Source organism: Leifsonia sp. A12D58, from assembly GCF_047530025.1.
Classification (GTDB): Bacteria; Actinomycetota; Actinomycetes; order Actinomycetales; family Microbacteriaceae; genus Cryobacterium.
In genome coordinates this window covers 481,548-499,513 of sequence record NZ_JBLJAT010000003.1, presented here as the reverse complement: position 1 = coordinate 499,513, position 17,966 = coordinate 481,548, and the positions used below count along the sequence as shown (strand labels likewise).

Sequence of the window (17,966 nt, the reverse complement as noted above, 5' to 3'; positions counted from 1 at the left end):
GATGGGTTTCGTGCGAGCGTCTGTGTGGCCAGGGTGCATCTTCCAGTATGAGAGCGAGAACACGATGAACGCCTCGGCGATTCACAAGGTTGAACAGTTGGCGAGCCTGCGCGACCGTATCGGTGAATCGCTGTCCGCCGCGATCATCTCGGGGGAGTTGGCGCCCGGCACGCTTGTCTCTGTACCGACGCTGGCCGCTCAGTTCGAGGTGTCGGCAACGCCCGTGCGAGAGGCGATGCTAGACCTTGAGCAGCGTGGCTTCGTCGTCTCAGTGCGCAATAAGGGCTTTCGCGTCACCGACGTGAGTGAGCAGGACCTGAAAGAGATCCTTGAGCTGCGTCAGATGCTTGAAGCACCGGCGATGCGGGCGCTCGCCGCGAACTTCCCGCTCGAAACCTTGCCGACCATGCGGGCAATCGCCGATGAGATCAGTGCCCATGCAGACAACGCGAACCTCACCGGTTTTGTCGAGCGGGATCGCGACTTTCACCTCGGGCTGCTTGAGCTCTACGGCAACAAGCACCTCGTCGACATGGTGCGTGAGCTGCGTCAGCAGACCCGCATGGTGAATCTCGCCAGGATGACGCAGAGCAGCAAGCTTCACGACTCCGCACACGAGCATCACCTGATGCTCGACCTGCTCGAGAAGGGTGACGGCGAGGGTCTCGAGGAGCTCGTCGTGCTGCACCTCGGCCATGTCGTCGGCTGGTGGTCAGGTACGCCAGAGGTCAGCTAACTGACCCATGTACATCCCGCTGCGCCGGCGCGCATAAACACGTGGGGCGCGCGGAATATCGCGCGCCACCCACACAACTCCGCGCCCATGCCCCGCGCGGGATGCGTCGCCGTAGCCCGGCTAATTTTTACACAAATGTAATATGTCACCTATTACATCGATGTGCGCAGCAAGTAGTGTGATGTGTCACACGGCACAAACGAGTGAATCCGCTACGTGCCACGACAATGAGGTGCATCTGACGATGAAGACGACAAACCACCGCCACGCAGCAGTAGATACAGCAGCCGGGCGAGTGCGTCCTCTTGCATCGTCGAGCGCCACCCTGACCTCGGGGGTACTCAGCGACTGGCAGGAACGAAACCGCGTGCGCACCATCCCGCACTCGATCGCCGAGCTGCGCGCCGCTGGCAACCTCGACAACTTGCGTAGCGTCGCCGAGGGCTCTGATGGCACTGATGCCGAGACCGCCTATCGCGGCCGGTACCCCTTCCTTGACACCGACATTTTCAAGACGCTTGAAGGGCTCGCGTACGAGCTTGCGCGCCCTGGCGTCGCCGATGGCACGAGGGCATTCTTCGAAGAATCGGTCGCGCTGATCGAGGCCGCCCAGGCACCAGACGGCTACCTCAACTCGTTCTTTCAGCACCCGAGTACTCCGAAGCAGCCGTGGGAAGACCTGTCGTGGGGCCACGAGCTCTACAACCTCGGCCACCTCATCCAGGCCGGTGTCGCCGCCTCGCGCCAGCTCGGCGACGACAGACTGCTGGCCGTCTCCCGTGCATTCGCCGATCTGGCCGTACAGAAGTTTGGCCCGACGGGCGATGCGCAGGTGTGCGGTCACCCCGAGATCGAGATGGCACTCGTCGAGCTCTACCGAGCAACCGGAGACGACAACTACCTCACTCTCGCCACGCTGTTCATCGACCGCCGAGGTCATGGCACAGTCGACCTCAGCGTGTTTCCCGCCGAGTACTTCCAGGACAACGTGCCACTTCGCCAGCTGCCCTCGGCAACCGGCCACGCGGTTCGCATGGTCTATCTGGCGGCAGGGGCTACCGATGTCGCGCTTGAAACGGGCGACGACGAGCTCCTCACCGAGATGATCAGGCTGTGGGACGACATGGTCGCCACCAAGCTGTACGTGACAGGTGGCCTCGGTAGTCGTCACTCAGACGAAGCGATCGGTGACCGCTACGAGCTTCCGTCCGAACGCTCATACAGCGAGACCTGTGCGGCCATCGGCACCATGCAGTGGGCCTGGCGCCTCTTCATCGCGACGGCAGACGCACACTACCTCGACGTCTTCGAGACCGTCCTGTACAACGGCTACGCGGCCGGCCTGTCAGCCGACGGATGCGGATTCTTCTACGACAACCCGCTGCAGCGCCGCGAAGACCACGAACAGCGTTCAGGCGCCGAAGCAGACGGGCCACTGCTTCGCCGGGCGTGGTTCGGCTGCCCGTGCTGCCCGCCCAACATCATCCGTTGGAATGCTGAGCTGCACGACTACCTCGCCGCTGTTGATGAGAGCACGCTCTACATCGGCCAGTACTCCAATGCCACGCTGCGTGAAGGTGGTCTCGACCTCGAGATGCGCACTGACTATCCGTGGGACGGCACCGTCACTCTCGAAGTGAACGCGGCGGATGACGCGGCGAGCACGCTCGCCCTGCGCGTTCCGGGCTGGTGCCACGCGGCATCCATCACACTCAATGGAGTCATTCAGGCCGCCACGAGCGAAGACGGCTGGCTGCGACTCGATGCCCCTCTCGCAGCCGGCGACATCGTCGAGCTCGGCCTCGACATGCCGGTGCGTGCCCACGGTTCGCACCCGTACGTGGATGCCACACGCGGATCGCTCAGCGTCGCCCGCGGCCCGATCGTCTACTGCGCAGAGCAGCAGGACAACGAGGTCAACCTCGACGACCTCATCGTTTCGGCTGCCGATGTGCACGCGGCGACGACATCCAGAGTGCAGCTGACCACTGACACTCCCGCCGACTCGGTTCTTGTCACCATCCCGGCGCTGAACGTCCCACCGACATCCCCGGGCGAGACGGCCCCGCTCTACCCGGAGCTCGGCACACCCTCTCGCACTGTTGCCCCACAGGGCACGGCGGCGACCGTCAACCTCGTTCCCTATTACCTCTGGGGCAACAGGGACGCACGCGCAATGCGTGTGTGGCTCCGACAGCAGTAGCCGGCACGCACGCAGCAACCGCACAACACAGCACTACTTGGCACCACTTCACAGGGACAAGTCGTTCCGCCTCACCCACGAGAGAGAAGAATCCATGAAGAAGCGCTATGCGATCCTGGGCATCGCCCTGACCGCCACCCTTGCACTGACCGGCTGTTCAGCCGGTGGATCAACGACCGAGAACACTGTTGGCGTCAGCGGGGAACCCGTCACCGGCGGCACGCTCAACGTGCTGGCGAACGCCGATTTCTCCCACCTCGACCCAACGATGGGTTTCGATGGCGGAGTCAACAACTTCTACCGCCTGATCTACCGCACCCTGACAACGCAGTCGACGGGTGAAGGCGCAGAGGGAACCGAGATGGTTCCCGACCTCGCAACCGACCTCGGCACGCCGAACGCCGACGCGACCGAGTGGACGTTCACTCTCAAGGACGACATTTTCTTCGAGGATGGAACGCCCATCACGAGCGCCGATGTCAAGTTCGGCGTCGAGCGTGGTTTCGACCCAGCACTCTCCGCCGGCTCACCGTACGCTCGCATTTTGCTTGCCGACACCGACGGCTACCAGGGCCCGTACATCTCTGGCGACCTGTCATCCATCCAGACGCCTGACGAGAAGACCATCATCTTCTCGCTGAACAAATCGTACGCCGACTTCCCGAGCGTTGTCGGGCAGAACAGCTTCGTTCCGTTCCCGGTCGACGGCGACGTCACCGTAACGAGCCCAGACAAGCAGCCCATCGCATCCGGCCCGTACAGGGTCGAGAAGTACGAGCGCGGCTCCAAGCTCACCCTGGTGCGCAACGAGTTCTGGGATGCCAAAACTGATGACGTGCGCAAGGCATACCCCGACTCGTTCGTCTGGACCTTCGGCCTTGACGGTTCGACCATCGACGAGCGCATGATCGCCAACCAGAACACCGACAAGAACGCCATTGCCGGCTCGGTGCAGGCTGCCTCCATCTCGCGCATCCAGACGGATGCCATCAAGGCCCGGACGATCGACGGTATCCAGGGCTGCACCACATACATGACGATGAATACCACCAAAGAGAACATGAGTAACCCGCTCGTGCGCCAGGCGATCAGCTACGCGATCGACAAGACCTCCGTGCAGGCCGGTACCGGCGGAACGTTGCTCGCTGACGTCGCCAACACCATGCTGCCGCCGACGGTTGCCGGGCAGGCCGACTTCAACCTGTACCCGTCAGAGGGCAACGCAGGCGACCCAGAAAAGGCCAAGGAGCTGTTGGCCGAAGCCGGCCTACCGAACGGATTCGAGTTCACCCTGGACATCCGCAACCAGCCGAAGATGCAGGCGCAGGCCGAAGCTGTGCAGCAGTCTCTGGCCAAGGCCGGCATCACGGTGAAGTTCAACCTCATCGACACCGCGACCTACTACGAGGTCATCGGCACCACGTCGCAACAGAATGACGCAGCGATCACCGGCTGGTGCCCTGACTGGTCGACCGGAGCAACCTTCCTTCCGCCGCTGTTCGATGGCCGCATGATCTTCGACAAGGGAAACTCAAATGTCGCTCAGTTCAATGACGCAGCAGTCAACTCCCGGATCGACGAGATCAACGCCATGACCGATGTCAACGAGGCCAACGCTGCCTGGGGCGCACTCGACGAGCAGATACTGGCGTTGGCGCCGGATGTGCCGCTGCTGTACGAAAAGACAGTCATGGTCGTCGGCTCCAACATCGCAGGCGCGTACTCCCACGCTGGATTCTCGGGCGGCATCGATTACGTGTCGGTCGGCCTCGCGAGCGTCTCGAAGTAGTACCTGATGTCGACGGTTCCCAGCGAGCTGGCCGTCGAGGTTGAGAAGTTGGGGGCGTCACCGATCGGTGGCGCTCCCTCTCCAGCCCGACGAATCCTGTCTTCTCTCCGCGGGTCACCCGCGGTGCTCCTCAGCGCTGCGTTCATCGCGGCAGTCATTCTGCTCGCGATCCTTGCGCCCGTTCTCGCGAAGATTTCGGGATGGGGACCATTCGACTTCGATCCATCGGCGATCAATGCCGACCTGGGTGGAATTCCCATCGGCCCTGGCGGCGGCATCAGCGCAGAACACTGGTTCGGCGTTGAGCCACAGAACGGGCGAGACATCTTCGCCCGCATCGCCTACGGGGCCAGAGTCTCACTGATGATCGCCGTGTCGGCCACGATCGTCACCACGGTGACCGGCGTTGTGCTCGGCATGGTCGCCGGCTTCTATGGTGGCTGGGTCGACCAGGTGATCTCGCGCGTCATGGACTTCTTGATGGCGTTCCCCTCGCTCATCTTCATGATCGCGCTGCTGTCTGCACTGCCGGCCGGCAATCGACCCGTGCTGCTCGTCATCGTGCTGAGTATTTTCGGCTGGCCATACACAGCTCGGATCATTCGCGGCCAGACGATGTCACTGCGCAACCGCGAGTTCGTCGAGGCGGCCAGGGCCAGTGGTGCATCCAGCCGTCGGATCATCTTCACGGAGGTGCTGCCGAACCTGCGAGGAACAATCATCGTGCTCGGCACACTGGCGATCCCCGGCTACATCGGTACGGAGGCCGGCCTGTCATTCCTCGGAGTCGGAGTCATGCCGCCGACACCCTCGTGGGGCCAGATGATCTCGACCGCCGTCGGCTGGTATTCGGTCGACCCCATGTACTTCCTGATTCCGGGAACGTTCCTCTTTCTGACAGTGCTGTCGTTCACCGTTCTCGGCGATCACCTGCGTAAGGCCCTTGACGGACGGGATGCTGCCTAATGGTTCTCTACCTCATTCGCCGCACGGGTCTCGCCCTCGGCATTCTCACACTGATCAGCCTCTTCACCTACGTGATCTTCTTCGTGCTGTCGCCAGACCCCGCGGTACTCATCTGCGGCAAAACGTGCACCCCAGAACGCATCGACATGATCAGGGGTCAGCTCGGCCTCGATCAACCGTTCTGGGTGCAGTACTGGGAGTTCATCCGCGGCATCTTCGTCGGACGCACGTACGGCACGGGGCCAGGGGCCATCGAGTGTGCCGCTCCGTGCCTCGGCTTCAGCTTTCAGACGAACGAGTCGGTCACCGAGATGATGATCTCGCGCCTGCCCGTCACCGCAACGGTCGCCATCGGCGCTGCCGTGCTGTGGCTGCTTGCCGGTATCTGCGGCGGACTGCTCTCGGCAGTGAAGCAGGGAACCTGGTGGGACAAGAGCGCGATGATGGTTGCGCTTGCCGGCATCAGCCTGCCCAACTACTTCGTCGCGCTGATCCTGCAGTACGTGCTCGTTGTGCAATTGCAGATCCTGCCGTTCCCGTCTGCCGTGGCATTCGGTGACGATCCGGTGCTGTGGTTCCAGTCGTACCTGATGCCGTGGATGGTGCTCGCCTTCGGCTACGCCTCCATGTACGCCAGGCTCGTGCGCGCCAATGTGCTCGACACCCTCGACGAAAACTTCATGCGCACCGCCAGGGCCAAGGGGCTGTCGACTCCACTGATCCTCACCAGACACGCGCTGCGCCCGTCGCTCACCCCCGTGGTGACCCTCTTCGGCATGGACTTCGCCGGCCTGCTTGGTGGAGCGCTCATCACCGAGACGGTGTTCGGGCTGAACGGTGTCGGCAAGCTTGCGGCCGATTCCATCGCCAAGAACGATCAACCAGTGATCATGGGCGTCACGCTGCTCGCAGCATTCTTCGTCGTCTTCGGCAACGTGATCGTGGACGTGCTGTACACGTACCTCGATCCCAGAGTGAGGGTCAAAACACGATGACAAGCACAGTGCACACCACCACACCGGCACAGGCGGTCAGCAAGGCGACGCCATCGCTCAACGCTGCGCCGCTGTTGTCGATCGAGAATCTGACAATCACGTTTCAGACTCAGAGCGGCCCCATCGACGTTGTCAAGGACCTCTCGGTCGAACTGGGCGCTCACAGCACGCTCGGCATCGTCGGTGAATCGGGCTCGGGCAAGTCGATGACCTCGCTGGCAATCATGGGGCTGCTGCCCCGAGGAGCGCGCACCAGCGGCAGCATCAAGCTCAACGGGCATGAGCTGCTCGGCAAGTCAGATCGTGAGCTTCGTCGCATCCGTGGCGAGAAGATGGCAATGGTCTTCCAAGACCCACTGTCATCGCTGAACCCGTATTACACGGTCGGGCTCCAGATTGAAGAGATGTACCGAGCGCACAGGGGAGGGTCGCGCAAAGCTGCCAGGGCTGTGGTGATCGAGGCGCTTGAACGCGTCAAGATCAAGGATGCCGGTCGCCGCGTCGATCACTATCCGCACCAGTTCTCGGGCGGCATGCGTCAGCGCATCATGATCGCGATGGCGCTGTGCCTTGAGCCTGAACTCCTGATTGCGGACGAGCCGACGACTGCCCTCGATGTCACCGTGCAGGCACAGATCCTCGATCTGCTTGCCGAGCTGAAGGCAGAATCAGGCTCTGGAATGGTCTTCATCACGCACGACCTCGCTGTGGTCAGCCAGGTCGCACAGAACCTCCTGGTGATGAAGTCGGGCTCCGTCGTTGAACGAGGCACCGCGGAGGAGATCTTCTCGAATCCACGCGCCCCGTACACGAGGGCGCTGCTTGCGGCGCTGCCGCGTATCGACGATCCGTTTGACGACCTGAAAAGGGTGACAGTATGACCGCGCCAGCAGCGCAGCCGGAGAGCATCCTCACCGCACGCAACCTCACCAAGGAGTTCATCACCCGCGGCGACGGCGCCTTCAGCGCGAGCAAGAACCGTTTTCTCGCCGTCGATGACGTGAGCTTCACCGTACCGACGGGCCGCACCCTCGCCGTCGTCGGTGAATCAGGCAGTGGCAAGTCGACCACCGCGCGTCTGGCCGCCAAGCTGCTCGATATGACAAGCGGAAGCCTGGAGTTCGAGGGCGCGGATGTCACGAACGCCCCAGCCAAAGACCTCGCGTCGTTCCGCAGCAACGTTCAAGTGGTGTTCCAAGACCCGTTCTCGTCGCTCAACCCCAAGCACACCATCGAGCGCATCATCTCAGCGCCCCTTGACTACCAGGGCATCACAGTGCCCGGTGGCACGGCTGCGCTGGTACGCGACCTGCTCGATCGAGTTGGCCTGAATCCTGACCATGCCCAGCGCTACCCAGCCCAGTTCTCGGGCGGGCAGGCGCAGCGCATCGGCATCGCCAGGGCACTGGCCGTGAAGCCGAAACTTGTCGTGTGCGACGAGGCTGTGTCGGCGCTTGATGTGTCGGTGCAGGCTCTGGTGATCAACCTGCTGCGCGACCTGCAGAAAGAGCTGGGCCTCAGCTACATCTTTATTGCCCACGATCTTGCGGTTGTGCGGCAGATTGCCGATACGGTCGCAGTCATGAGTCAGGGCACGATCGTTGAACACGGCAGCAGGGACGAGATTTTCACTAATCCCCAGCATCCATACACGCAGACCCTGCTCTCTGCAGTACCTCGCATCAATCCGGAGTGGGAGCGTAAGCGTGCGGCGCTGCTCGTGGCCGAGCATGGTCGTGCTGATGACGCTGCCGCAGAAGAAGAAGGAGTCCTGGCATGATCACAGCCAGCTACACGGTGCCGGGAATGAGCATCACTGATCACGAGGTCGAGGTTCCGCTCGACTGGTTCGACGAGTCGTCGACGGCACACATCACCGTGTTCGCCCGGGAGATCGTCGACCCGGTGCGTCGACGTGACGACCTGCCGTACCTGGTCTTTCTGCAGGGTGGCCCCGGCGGCAAGGGCCCACGGCCTACCGGCCCTGATGGCTGGCTCGGGCACGCGCTCGCCACGCATCGCGTTGTTCTGCTCGACCAGCGCGGCACCGGTCGGAGCTCGCGCATCGACGGCAGCGTCATCACCGCGATCGGCGATGACGCTGCCCGCGCTGCGTATCTCAGGCACTTCAGGGCTGACTCGATCGTGAAGGACGCTGAGTTCTTGCGCCGTACGGTCTTCGGCGGCAAGCCCTGGTCGACACTCGGCCAGAGCTATGGCGGATTCCTCACCCTGAGCTACCTGTCATTCGCACCAGAAGGCCTGAGCGCCTGCTACGTCACGGGCGGCCTGGCCAGTGTGAAGCCAGACGCCTCCGAGGTATACCGCCGCACGTACCCGCGCACCGAAGGCAAGAACCGCGAGTACTACGCGCGCTATTCACACGACGAGGCGCAGGTTGCACGTATAGCCGATCTGCTCGAGACGGGGGATGTGCGGCTGCCGGATGGCGACATCCTGACGGTGCGGCGTTTTCAGAGCCTCGGCATCGACTTCGGTATGAAACCCGGTTTCGAACGGATGCACTGGCTCGTCGACGAGGCATTTGCCACCGGACCAGATCGCCTGAGCGACACCTTTCTCAGCCAGGTCCTTGGCCGGAGCTCATACGCAGACAATCCGCTCTTCGCCGTGATGCAGGAGAGCATCTACGCCTCTGACACCACCGGTTCGACGGCTTGGGCCGCCGAACGGGAGCGCGCGCGCCTACCGCAGTTCGCCGAGTCTGCCCGGCCACTGCTGTTCACCGGCGAAATGATGTACCCGTGGATGTTCGAGGAGATCCGCGCGCTCCGACCCTTCAGCGGAGCGGTCGAGCTGATGGCCACCGCCACCGAATGGACGCCGCTGTACGACCTCGACGTGCTGGCCTCGAACGAGGTTCCGGTGGCTGCTGCCGTGTACTACGACGACATGTACGTCGACTCGCACCTCCAGCTGGACACCGCCGCTCGCGTCGGCAACGTCCAGGCCTGGGTTACCAATGAATATGAACACGATGGCATCAGGGCGGACCGGGTATTCACGCGGCTCACCGAACTCGTTGCCCAGAATGGCGGAGCACGACAGTGACAGATACCCACACCCACCAGCACACAGCGGCCGCGACATCCGCAGCGCCCGTGACATCCTCGATGCCGCGACCCAGGAATCCTGATCCCAGGCTGCCACGCCTGGCCGAGGTGCCGGGGTTCGTTGATTACATGGGCACTGGCTGGGGTACCCCGGATCGCACCGCGCCTGTCGAACCCGGCGTGGCCGCTGCGGCAGCAGCTCACCGCGAGCGGCTGAGCACCGCGCTCCCCGGCCACGCGATCGTGGTGGCAACGGGCCGTGCGCCTGTGCGTGCCAACGACTCGTATTACGGCTTCCGTCCAGACAGCAACTTCTTCTGGCTGACCGGATGCGACGCAGAGGACGCCGTGCTCGTCATGCAGCCGGTCGCAGGCGGTCACGACGCGACGGTCTATATTCCGGCTCCGGCATATCCAGGCGAGGTTGGCTTCTTCGCCGATGCCGCCCATGGTGAACTCTGGGTGGGCTCTGCGCCCGGTATGCCCGAATGGTCTGCAGCGCTCGGCCTGACCGTCAAGCCACTCTCGGCTCTCGAAGCCGACCTGCGCTCGGTGAAGGATCCGATTGCTGCCGGGCAACTGGCGTCAGCGCCCGCTGAACTTGGTGTGCGCCATCCGTCACGCGAACTCGGCCGGATCCTCGCGGAACTGCGCATGGTGAAGGACCAGTGGGAGATTGACGAACTTCGCCGCGCAGTCGATGCCTCTGTCGAGGGATTCGCGAGTGTGATCAAGGAGATCCCGACGGCCATCGCCGGCGGAGGAGAGCGTTGGTTGCAGGGCACGTTCGACCGCCACGCCCGCACCTACGGCAACGGCCCCGGCTATTCGACGATCGTGGGCAGCGGCAAGCATGCGCCGACGCTGCACTGGGTGCGTTGCGACGGCCCGGTGCTCGAGCAGGAGCTGCTGTTGCTCGACATGGGTGTGGAAACCAGGGCGTTCTACACGGCGGATGTCACGCGCACCTTCCCGGCGTCGGGAACCTTCAGCCCAGAGCAGCGTCTCGTACACGACCTCGTCGAGAAATCTCACCGGGCCGGGCTTGCCGCAGTGCGCCCCGGACGTTCGTTCTCTGACTTCCACGCGGCGTCGATGGAAGTGATCGCCAACGGCCTGCACGACTGGGGGCTGCTCCCTGTCTCCGTCGACGAAGCGCTGAGCCCGACAGGCCAGCAGCACCGTCGCTATCTGGTGTGCGGCATCGGCCACCACCTGGGCCTCGACGTGCACGACTGCGCGCAGTCGAGCTACGAGTCGTACCAGGGCGGCATGATGACACCCGGCATGGTGCTGACCGTCGAGCCCGGCCTGTATTTCCACGCATTCGATGAGACGGTGCCGCCCGAGTTGCGCGGCATCGGCGCGCGAATCGAGGACGACATCCTGGTGACCGCAGACGGGTCTGACGTGCTCTCCGACGCCCTGCCGCTTGATGCCACCGGCCTCGAGCAATGGATGCGAAACCCGAAGATCAGCCGCTCATAATCCGCGTGGAATTCGGTCGCCCATGTGGGCCAGTAGTGTGTAACATATTACTAAATCGGGAGGACGCACAATGGCACAGGATGTGATCATCATTGGCGCAGGCATCATCGGTGCCGCCTGCGCTCGCGCCCTCTCGGTTGCCGGTTTCGATGTGACAGTCGTGGATCGTGGCACAGTCGCCGGCGGTACGTCATCCGCGTGTGAGGGAAACTTGCTGGTGTCTGACAAGGGTGCCGGCCACGAGCTGGTGCTTGCGCAGTACACCGCAACGCTCTGGAAACAGGCGGCCGCCGATCTGCGTGAGCAGCTCGGCGACTCTTTTCCCTCGGTTGAGTACGACCCGAAGGGCGGCCTCGTTGTCGCGACGACGCCAGAGGGAGCAGCCCCGCTGCTTGCCTTTGCCGCCGGACAGCGCGCTGCCGGGGTCGATGCCAGGGTGATCAGCACCGACGAGGCGCGGATTCTCGAGCCAGACCTCGCCCCGTGGATCCAGGCCGCCGTGCATTACCCCGAAGACGCGCAGGTGCAGCCCACGATCGCCACCGATGCGCTGATGGCCTCGGCCAGGCTCTCCGGCGCCCGCGTGATTGAGAACACCGCTGTGCTCGGGCCACTGCTCGACGCAGACGGAGCCATCGCCGGCGTGATCACCTCTGAAGGTTCGTTGCGCGCGAAGCGTGTCATCGTCGCTGCCGGTCCCTGGTCGGCCGAGGTCGCGGCGCTGCTCGGGGTGCACCTTCCGGTGCGGCCACGCCGCGGAGAGGTCCTGGTCACGTCCCGGATGCGCCACCGCATCTTCCATAAGGTTTATGACGCCGATTACGTGGGTGCCGTCGGCTCAGACGACAGCGCGCTGCAGACCTCGAGCGTCGTCGAATCGACCGGGGCCGGAACCGTGCTGATCGGCTCATCCAGGCAGCAGGTCGGCTTCGACGGTCGGCTGCGAGTCGACGCCCTCCACGAAATCGCCGGCAAGGCCATGCGGCTGTTCCCCTTCCTCGCCGATGCGGCAATCATGCGCAGCTATGGCGGCTTCCGTCCGTTCATGCCCGACCATCTGCCCGTCATCGGTGAAGACCCTCGGATGCCAGGCCTCTGGCACGCGACAGGTCACGAAGGCGCCGGAATTGGGCTCAGCCTGGCCACCGCCGAGATGATCAGGGACCTCATGCTGAACCGACAGACGGCAGTGGACGCCGCACCATTCTCATTGGCCCGCGCATCGTTGGCGCCTCACCTGACGGAGGTGGCCTGATGGCTCCGCGACTTCTTCCATTCGGCTCTGATCCCGTTCGACCTGCTCCACCGACACCGGTGACGATCACCGTCGACGGTGAGACCACCACCGGCGTGACCGGCCAAAGCCTGGCCGGTGTGATCCTGGGCAGCGGCACCCTCGGCTTCCGCCGCACCTCGGCGAACAACGCGCCGCGCGGTGTGTTCTGTGGCATCGGGGTCTGCTTCGACTGCCTGGTCGAGGTGAATGGCCAGCGTGATGTGCGCGCGTGCCAGCGCCGCGCATCCTCTGGCGATGTCGTCGTCACGCAGCACGACGACCTGCCGGGCGGTGAGGGCGAATGAGCGGACTGACCGAGGCGACTGCACCGGCATCAGCACTGCCCCCACGCAGCGTCCTCGTGATCGGCGCCGGCCCTGCCGGTATGGCCGCTGCCAGGTCGGCCCGTGCCGCCGGTGCGACGGTGACAGTACTTGACTCCTCCGACCAGCTCGGCGGCCAGTTCTGGCGGCACCTGCCCGAGGCGCGCCCTGCAGCGAACGAGCGCATCCTGCACCACGGCTGGGACACCTTCCGCACGCTCTCGGCCGCACTCGAGGGAGATGACGGATGCCGCGTCATCCGCTCGGCCCAGGTGTGGGCGATCGAGCTGCGCGACGATGCGCCGGGTACCGTGCACGTCGTCATCGGCGAACCCGACGGCGTCGGGCGTGACCGGCTCGTGCTGCACCCCGACACGATCGTGCTGGCCACCGGCGCCCACGACCGCACGCTACCGTTCCCCGGCTGGGACCTGCCCGGCGTCTTCACCGGCGGCGCTGCTCAGGCGCTGGCCAAGGGGGAGCGCATCGCCGTCGGCGACCGGGTCGTCGTCGCAGGCGCCGGCCCATTCCTGCTTCCCGTCGCTGCGTCGCTGGCCGCGACCGGGTCTCGGGTGCTCGGCGTCTATGAGGCCAACCGGATTCCGGCGCTGATCCGTGGCTGGCTGCCCCGGTTCTGGCAGCTGTTCCCTGCGGCGAGCAAGGGCGCAGAGCTCGGCGGCTACGTGGCAGGTCACCTCAAGAACCGCATCCCGTATCGTCTGGGCAAGGCTGTCATCGCCGCGCACGGAACCGACAGGGTGGAGGCCGTCACCGTGGCATCCGTCACCGCGGACTGGGCACCGATTCCCGGTACAGAGAGGCGGATCGCCGTTGATGCTGTCTGTGTGAGCCACGGCTTCGCCCCGCGCCTCGAACTCGCGATTGCTGCCGGCTGTGAGCTGACTCCTGAGCGTTTCGTGCAGGTGGATGCTGGCCAGGAGACCACGGTGCCCGGTGTCTTTGCCGCGGGGGAGATCACCGGCATCGGCGGGGTCGACCTGGCGCTGGCCGAGGGCGCGATCGCCGGGCACGTCGCGGCCGGCGGCAGTGCAACCGACGAGGTTCTGGCGCGGTCAGTTCGTAAACGCACCACCTTTCGCGGCTTCGCTGCGCGGATCGAGGGGGCCCACGGCATCCGTGACGGCTGGCCGAGCATGCTCACCGACGAAACGATCGTCTGTCGCTGTGAAGAGGTGAGCTACGGCACGCTCTGCAGCACGGCAGACAGTACGCACTCCCACTCGCTCCGCGCGTTGAAGCTCAGCACGCGGGCAGGACTGGGCATCTGCCAGGGCCGGATCTGTGGTCGCACGGTTGAGGCGCTGCTCGGCAGTCGCACCGGCGGCCTGAGCGATGGCGTCAGCACCGATCGCCGTCCGATTGCGGCCCCAATTCGGCTGGGGGAGCTTGCCGCTTCGCCGTGTGCCGCCCACGAGTTCTCTACCGACATACCTGTCACCGAATCGCACGACTTAGACGAATTACCAGAATCACACCAAGCACCTACGAAAGGACCGAAATGACCAAGCAGGCATTCGATCTCGGTGGCGTCATCGTCGCCACGACGCTCGCATTCAAGGAAGACGCGTCAGCTCCGGCCGGACTCGCCGTCGACTACGACAAGTTCGCAGCACACTGCGACTGGCTGATCAGCAACGGATGCCGCGGCGTCGGCCCGAACGGATCACTCGGCGAGTACTCGTCGCTCACCGACGAGGAGCGCCGCAAGGTCGTTCAGGTCGCTGTCGAGGCTGTTGACGGTCGCGGACTCGTCGTCGCCGGCGTGCACGGCGTCGGCTGGCACCAGGCCAAGAAGTGGGCAGAGTATGCGAAGGAAGACGGTGCCGACGGAGTGCTGCTGCTGCCGCCGACCCTCTACCGTGCCAATGAGGCCGAGGTCATCGAGCACTACACGCGGGTAGCCGAAGTCGGCCTGCCGATCATGGCGTACAACAACCCGTACGACACCAAGGTCGACCTCACCCCAAGCCTGGTGGCGAAGCTCGCCCAGATCCCTGAGGTCGTCGCCGTCAAGGAGTTCTCCGCCGACATCCGTCGTGTGCTTGAAATCAAGGAACTCTGCGACATCGACGTCATCGCCGGCGCAGACGACTTGCTCTTCGAGTCGCTCGTCGCCGGAGCAACCGGTTGGTTCGCCGGCTACCCGAACGCATTCCCGCGCGAGGCAGTCGAGATCTACAACCTGGTCAAGGACGGCCGCATCAACGAAGCGCTCGAGATCTACACGCAGCTGGTCACCGTGTTCCGGTGGGACTCCAAGACCGAGTTCGTGCAGGCCATCAAGCTCTCGATCGACATGGCAGGCGGCAGCTACGGCGGACCGACTCGGCCGCCGCGTGGCCCGCTGAGCCCCGCGGTCGAGGCGCAGGTTCGGGCCGACACCACGAAGGCGCTCGACTACCTCGCCACCCGCGGCTAAAACCGACACACACGCGCTGCCTCGTCGGCCCCTCTTTCTTCGGGAGGGGCCGACAGGGCAGCGGAAGCACTACTGAGAGGATTGCACCATGCGCTCCACGCGAATGTATACAGCGGTTGACTCGCACACCGAGGGGATGCCCACCCGGGTGGTCACCGGCGGCATCGGCGTCATCCCTGGCGCGACGATGAACGAGAAGCGCCTGCATTTCATGGAGCACATGGATGACATTCGCTTGTTCCTGATGAACGAACCGCGCGGCCACGCCGCCATGAGCGGGGCGATCCTGCAGGCTCCCACTCGAGCGGATGCCGACTGGGGCGTCGTGTACATCGAGGTGTCTGGCTGCCTGCCGATGTGCGGTCACGGCACCATCGGCGTGGCCACTGTGCTTGTCGAGACCGGCATGGTCGAGGTCGTGGAGCCGGTCACGACAATCCGCCTGGACACCCCGGCCGGCCTGGTGATCGCCCGCGTCGCCGTCAGCGACGGTCACGCCGATTCCGTCACCCTGGAAAACGTGCCGTCGTACAGCGTGCGCCTCGATGACATCGTCGACGTGCCCGGCTACGGCCCCATCAGCTACAGCCTCGCCTTCGGCGGCAACTTCTACGCCATGGTCGACCTCGATGCGGTGAATCTGCCATTCGACCGCGCTAACCAGCAGGACATCCTCGCCGCCGGGCTCGCGATCATGGATGCCATCAACGCCACGAACCCGCCGAAGCACCCCGAGATCGAGGGGCTCGACCACTGCCATCACGTCGAGTTCATCGCGCCGGGTTCGACTGCCGAGTACTCCAGGCACGCGATGGCGATCTACCCTGGCTGGTTCGACAGGTCGCCATGCGGCACCGGTACCTCAGCTCGGATGGCCGAACTCTGGGCCCGCGGCGAGCTCGGCCTCGACCAGGACTTCGTGAACGAGTCGTTCATCGGCTCGCAGTTCACCGGCCGCCTGATCCGCGAGACAACCGTCGCCGGGATCCCGGCTGTCATTCCCACCATCACCGGACGAGCGTGGGTGACCGGCATCGGCCAGTACCTGCTCGACCCGACTGACCCTTTCCCCACCGGATTCCAGTTCTAAATTTCAGTTTTACAATCCAGTTTCAGTTCTAAGGAGCGTACGTGCGATGAACGCCGCAACGAGTACAGCAGCAGTCACCACCCCCGAACAGCTCGACGAGATCGCCGCACGCGCCGCCTCGGCCACTCCTGTCTGGGCGGCGACGCTTCCAACAGTGCGGGCAGCGGCCATGGTGGCAGCAGCGGATGCCCTGATGGCAGCCCGCGACGAGCTCGTCGCGATCGCGCAGGTCGAAACCGGCCTCACAGAGGCGCGTCTGACCGGTGAAGTTGGACGCACCGCTGTGCAGCTCAAGCTTTTCGCCGAGGTCGTCGTCGACGGTTCGTACCTCGACGTACGGATCGATGAGGCCGACCCGGCATTCGTGCTCGGCGCGCGCCCCGACCTGCGTCGCTATCGCATCCCCGTCGGTCCGGTGCTGAACTTCGCGGCAAGCAACTTCCCGTTCGCGTTCTCTGTCGCCGGTGGTGACACCGCTGCTGCGCTGGCTGCCGGCTGCCCTGTCATCGTCAAGGCGCACTCCGGTCATCCGCAGCTGTCGAGTCGCACCGCGCAGATCGTCGCCGATGCGCTCGAGGGTGCAGGCGCTCCGACCGGCATCCTGCAGCTGATCAGTGGTCAGGCCGAGGGCGTGCAGATGCTGAAAGATGAGCGCATCGCCGCCGGTAGTTTCACCGGCTCGATCAGGGCAGGTCGCATCCTGGCCGACATCGCCGCAGGCCGCCCTGCCCCGATCCCGTTCTATGGTGAACTCGGCAGCGTCAACCCGGTGTACGTCACGCAGGCCGCGCTGGACGAGAACGCGGATGTCATCGCCGCCGGCTACCTCACCAGCGTCTCTGGCTCTGCCGGTCAGCTGTGTACCAAGCCCGGCTTCCTGTTCGTGCCGAGCGGTCACACCCTGGCAGAGACGCTCGTTTCTGGTGCCTCAGCCCTCGGTGAACACCGGCTGCTGAACCCCGGTATTGCCGCCGGTTACGTGGCCAGGCGCGACGCGATCCTTGCTACAGAGGGCGTTGAGCCGGTCGTTGCCGGTTCGGTTCGTCTCGACGACGATGGCAACGCCTGGGTGACCCCCACCATCGTGCGCGTTTCAACCGCTGACCTGCTCGCCGGGCGCGCCACCCTGACCGATGAGGCTTTCGGTCCGCTCTCTGTGATCGTTGAGTACGACGATGCTGCGGCGCTCGCCGAGATTTCGAGTGAGCTGTTCGACGGCAACCTCACCGGAACGGTGCACGCCGGAGGCGGCGAAGACAGTGCAGCACTGCGCTCGATCATCGACTGGATCGCCCAGCACGCCGGCCGTGTGCTGCTCGGCGGCTGGCCGACCGGTGTCGCGGTGACCCCTGCCCAGCAGCACGGCGGTCCATGGCCGGCGACGAGCAACGACAGTGGTACCTCGGTCGGCAGCGCGGCGATCAGCCGCTTCCTGCGGCCTGTCGCCTACCAGAGCGTGCCGCAGCAGTTGTTGCCGACGCCGCTGCGCGACGACAACCCGTGGAACGTGCCGCAGCAGCGCAATGCTGCCGGATCGTCGCAGACCTGGGGCTCGCTGAACGGTGGCGTTCGCTAACACAACAAGG

The 17,966-nt window shown here is 64.5% G+C and carries 15 protein-coding genes; all 15 read left to right on the top strand.

What is annotated here, in order from left to right; translation table 11 throughout:
- Position 1 precedes the first annotated feature (1 nt).
- The 15 genes from ACMT3I_RS10645 to ACMT3I_RS10575 all read left to right on the top strand — a co-directional run bounded on the left by ACMT3I_RS10645 (position 2) and on the right by ACMT3I_RS10575 (position 17,956).
- A complete protein-coding gene (locus ACMT3I_RS10645; RefSeq protein WP_414804464.1) occupies positions 2-736 on the top strand; it encodes a GntR family transcriptional regulator in 735 nt (244 codons plus the stop codon).
- Positions 737-980: 244 nt separating this feature from the next.
- A complete protein-coding gene (locus ACMT3I_RS10640) occupies positions 981-2,939 on the top strand; it encodes a glycoside hydrolase family 127 protein (RefSeq protein WP_414804463.1) in 1,959 nt (652 codons plus the stop codon).
- A gap of 94 nt (positions 2,940-3,033) precedes the next feature.
- On the top strand, positions 3,034-4,728 hold the full coding sequence (locus ACMT3I_RS10635) for an ABC transporter substrate-binding protein (RefSeq protein WP_414804462.1): 1,695 nt from the start codon (positions 3,034-3,036) through the stop codon (positions 4,726-4,728).
- A gap of 6 nt (positions 4,729-4,734) precedes the next feature.
- A complete protein-coding gene (locus ACMT3I_RS10630; RefSeq protein WP_414804461.1) occupies positions 4,735-5,694 on the top strand; it encodes an ABC transporter permease in 960 nt (319 codons plus the stop codon).
- Positions 5,694-6,689 carry an ABC transporter permease gene (locus tag ACMT3I_RS10625; RefSeq protein WP_414804460.1) on the top strand — a complete coding sequence of 332 codons (996 nt, stop codon included), beginning with the start codon at positions 5,694-5,696 and terminating at the stop codon, positions 6,687-6,689. The genes ACMT3I_RS10630 and ACMT3I_RS10625 overlap by 1 nt, the downstream gene beginning before the upstream one ends.
- Positions 6,686-7,570, top strand: a complete 885-nt coding sequence (locus ACMT3I_RS10620) for an ABC transporter ATP-binding protein (protein WP_414804459.1) — start codon at positions 6,686-6,688, stop codon at positions 7,568-7,570. Before ACMT3I_RS10625 ends, ACMT3I_RS10620 begins: the two co-directional genes overlap by 4 nt.
- A complete protein-coding gene (locus ACMT3I_RS10615; protein WP_414804458.1) occupies positions 7,567-8,469 on the top strand; it encodes an ABC transporter ATP-binding protein in 903 nt (300 codons plus the stop codon). Before ACMT3I_RS10620 ends, ACMT3I_RS10615 begins: the two co-directional genes overlap by 4 nt.
- Positions 8,466-9,761 carry an alpha/beta fold hydrolase gene (locus ACMT3I_RS10610; RefSeq protein ID WP_414804457.1) on the top strand — a complete coding sequence of 432 codons (1,296 nt, stop codon included), beginning with the start codon at positions 8,466-8,468 and terminating at the stop codon, positions 9,759-9,761. The genes ACMT3I_RS10615 and ACMT3I_RS10610 overlap by 4 nt, the downstream gene beginning before the upstream one ends.
- 62 nt (positions 9,762-9,823) lie before the next feature.
- Positions 9,824-11,251: an aminopeptidase P family protein gene (locus ACMT3I_RS10605; RefSeq protein ID WP_414804494.1), complete on the top strand. Its 1,428-nt coding sequence runs from the start codon at positions 9,824-9,826 to the stop codon at positions 11,249-11,251.
- Positions 11,252-11,321: 70 nt separating this feature from the next.
- On the top strand, positions 11,322-12,506 hold the full coding sequence (locus tag ACMT3I_RS10600) for an NAD(P)/FAD-dependent oxidoreductase (RefSeq protein WP_414804456.1): 1,185 nt from the start codon (positions 11,322-11,324) through the stop codon (positions 12,504-12,506).
- Entirely contained in the window at positions 12,506-12,832 is a 327-nt protein-coding gene (locus ACMT3I_RS10595; protein WP_414804455.1) for a (2Fe-2S)-binding protein, read from the top strand. Before ACMT3I_RS10600 ends, ACMT3I_RS10595 begins: the two co-directional genes overlap by 1 nt.
- Positions 12,829-14,373, top strand: a complete 1,545-nt coding sequence (locus ACMT3I_RS10590; RefSeq protein ID WP_414804454.1) for an FAD-dependent oxidoreductase — start codon at positions 12,829-12,831, stop codon at positions 14,371-14,373. The genes ACMT3I_RS10595 and ACMT3I_RS10590 overlap by 4 nt, the downstream gene beginning before the upstream one ends.
- Positions 14,370-15,290, top strand: a complete 921-nt coding sequence (locus ACMT3I_RS10585; RefSeq protein ID WP_414804453.1) for a dihydrodipicolinate synthase family protein — start codon at positions 14,370-14,372, stop codon at positions 15,288-15,290. The genes ACMT3I_RS10590 and ACMT3I_RS10585 overlap by 4 nt, the downstream gene beginning before the upstream one ends.
- Positions 15,291-15,378: 88 nt before the next feature.
- Complete coding sequence (locus ACMT3I_RS10580; protein WP_414804452.1) at positions 15,379-16,380, top strand: proline racemase family protein; 1,002 nt, start codon at positions 15,379-15,381, stop codon at positions 16,378-16,380.
- Between the two features lie 46 nt (positions 16,381-16,426).
- Entirely contained in the window at positions 16,427-17,956 is a 1,530-nt protein-coding gene (locus ACMT3I_RS10575; RefSeq protein ID WP_414804451.1) for an aldehyde dehydrogenase (NADP(+)), read from the top strand.
- Positions 17,957-17,966 lie beyond the last annotated feature (10 nt).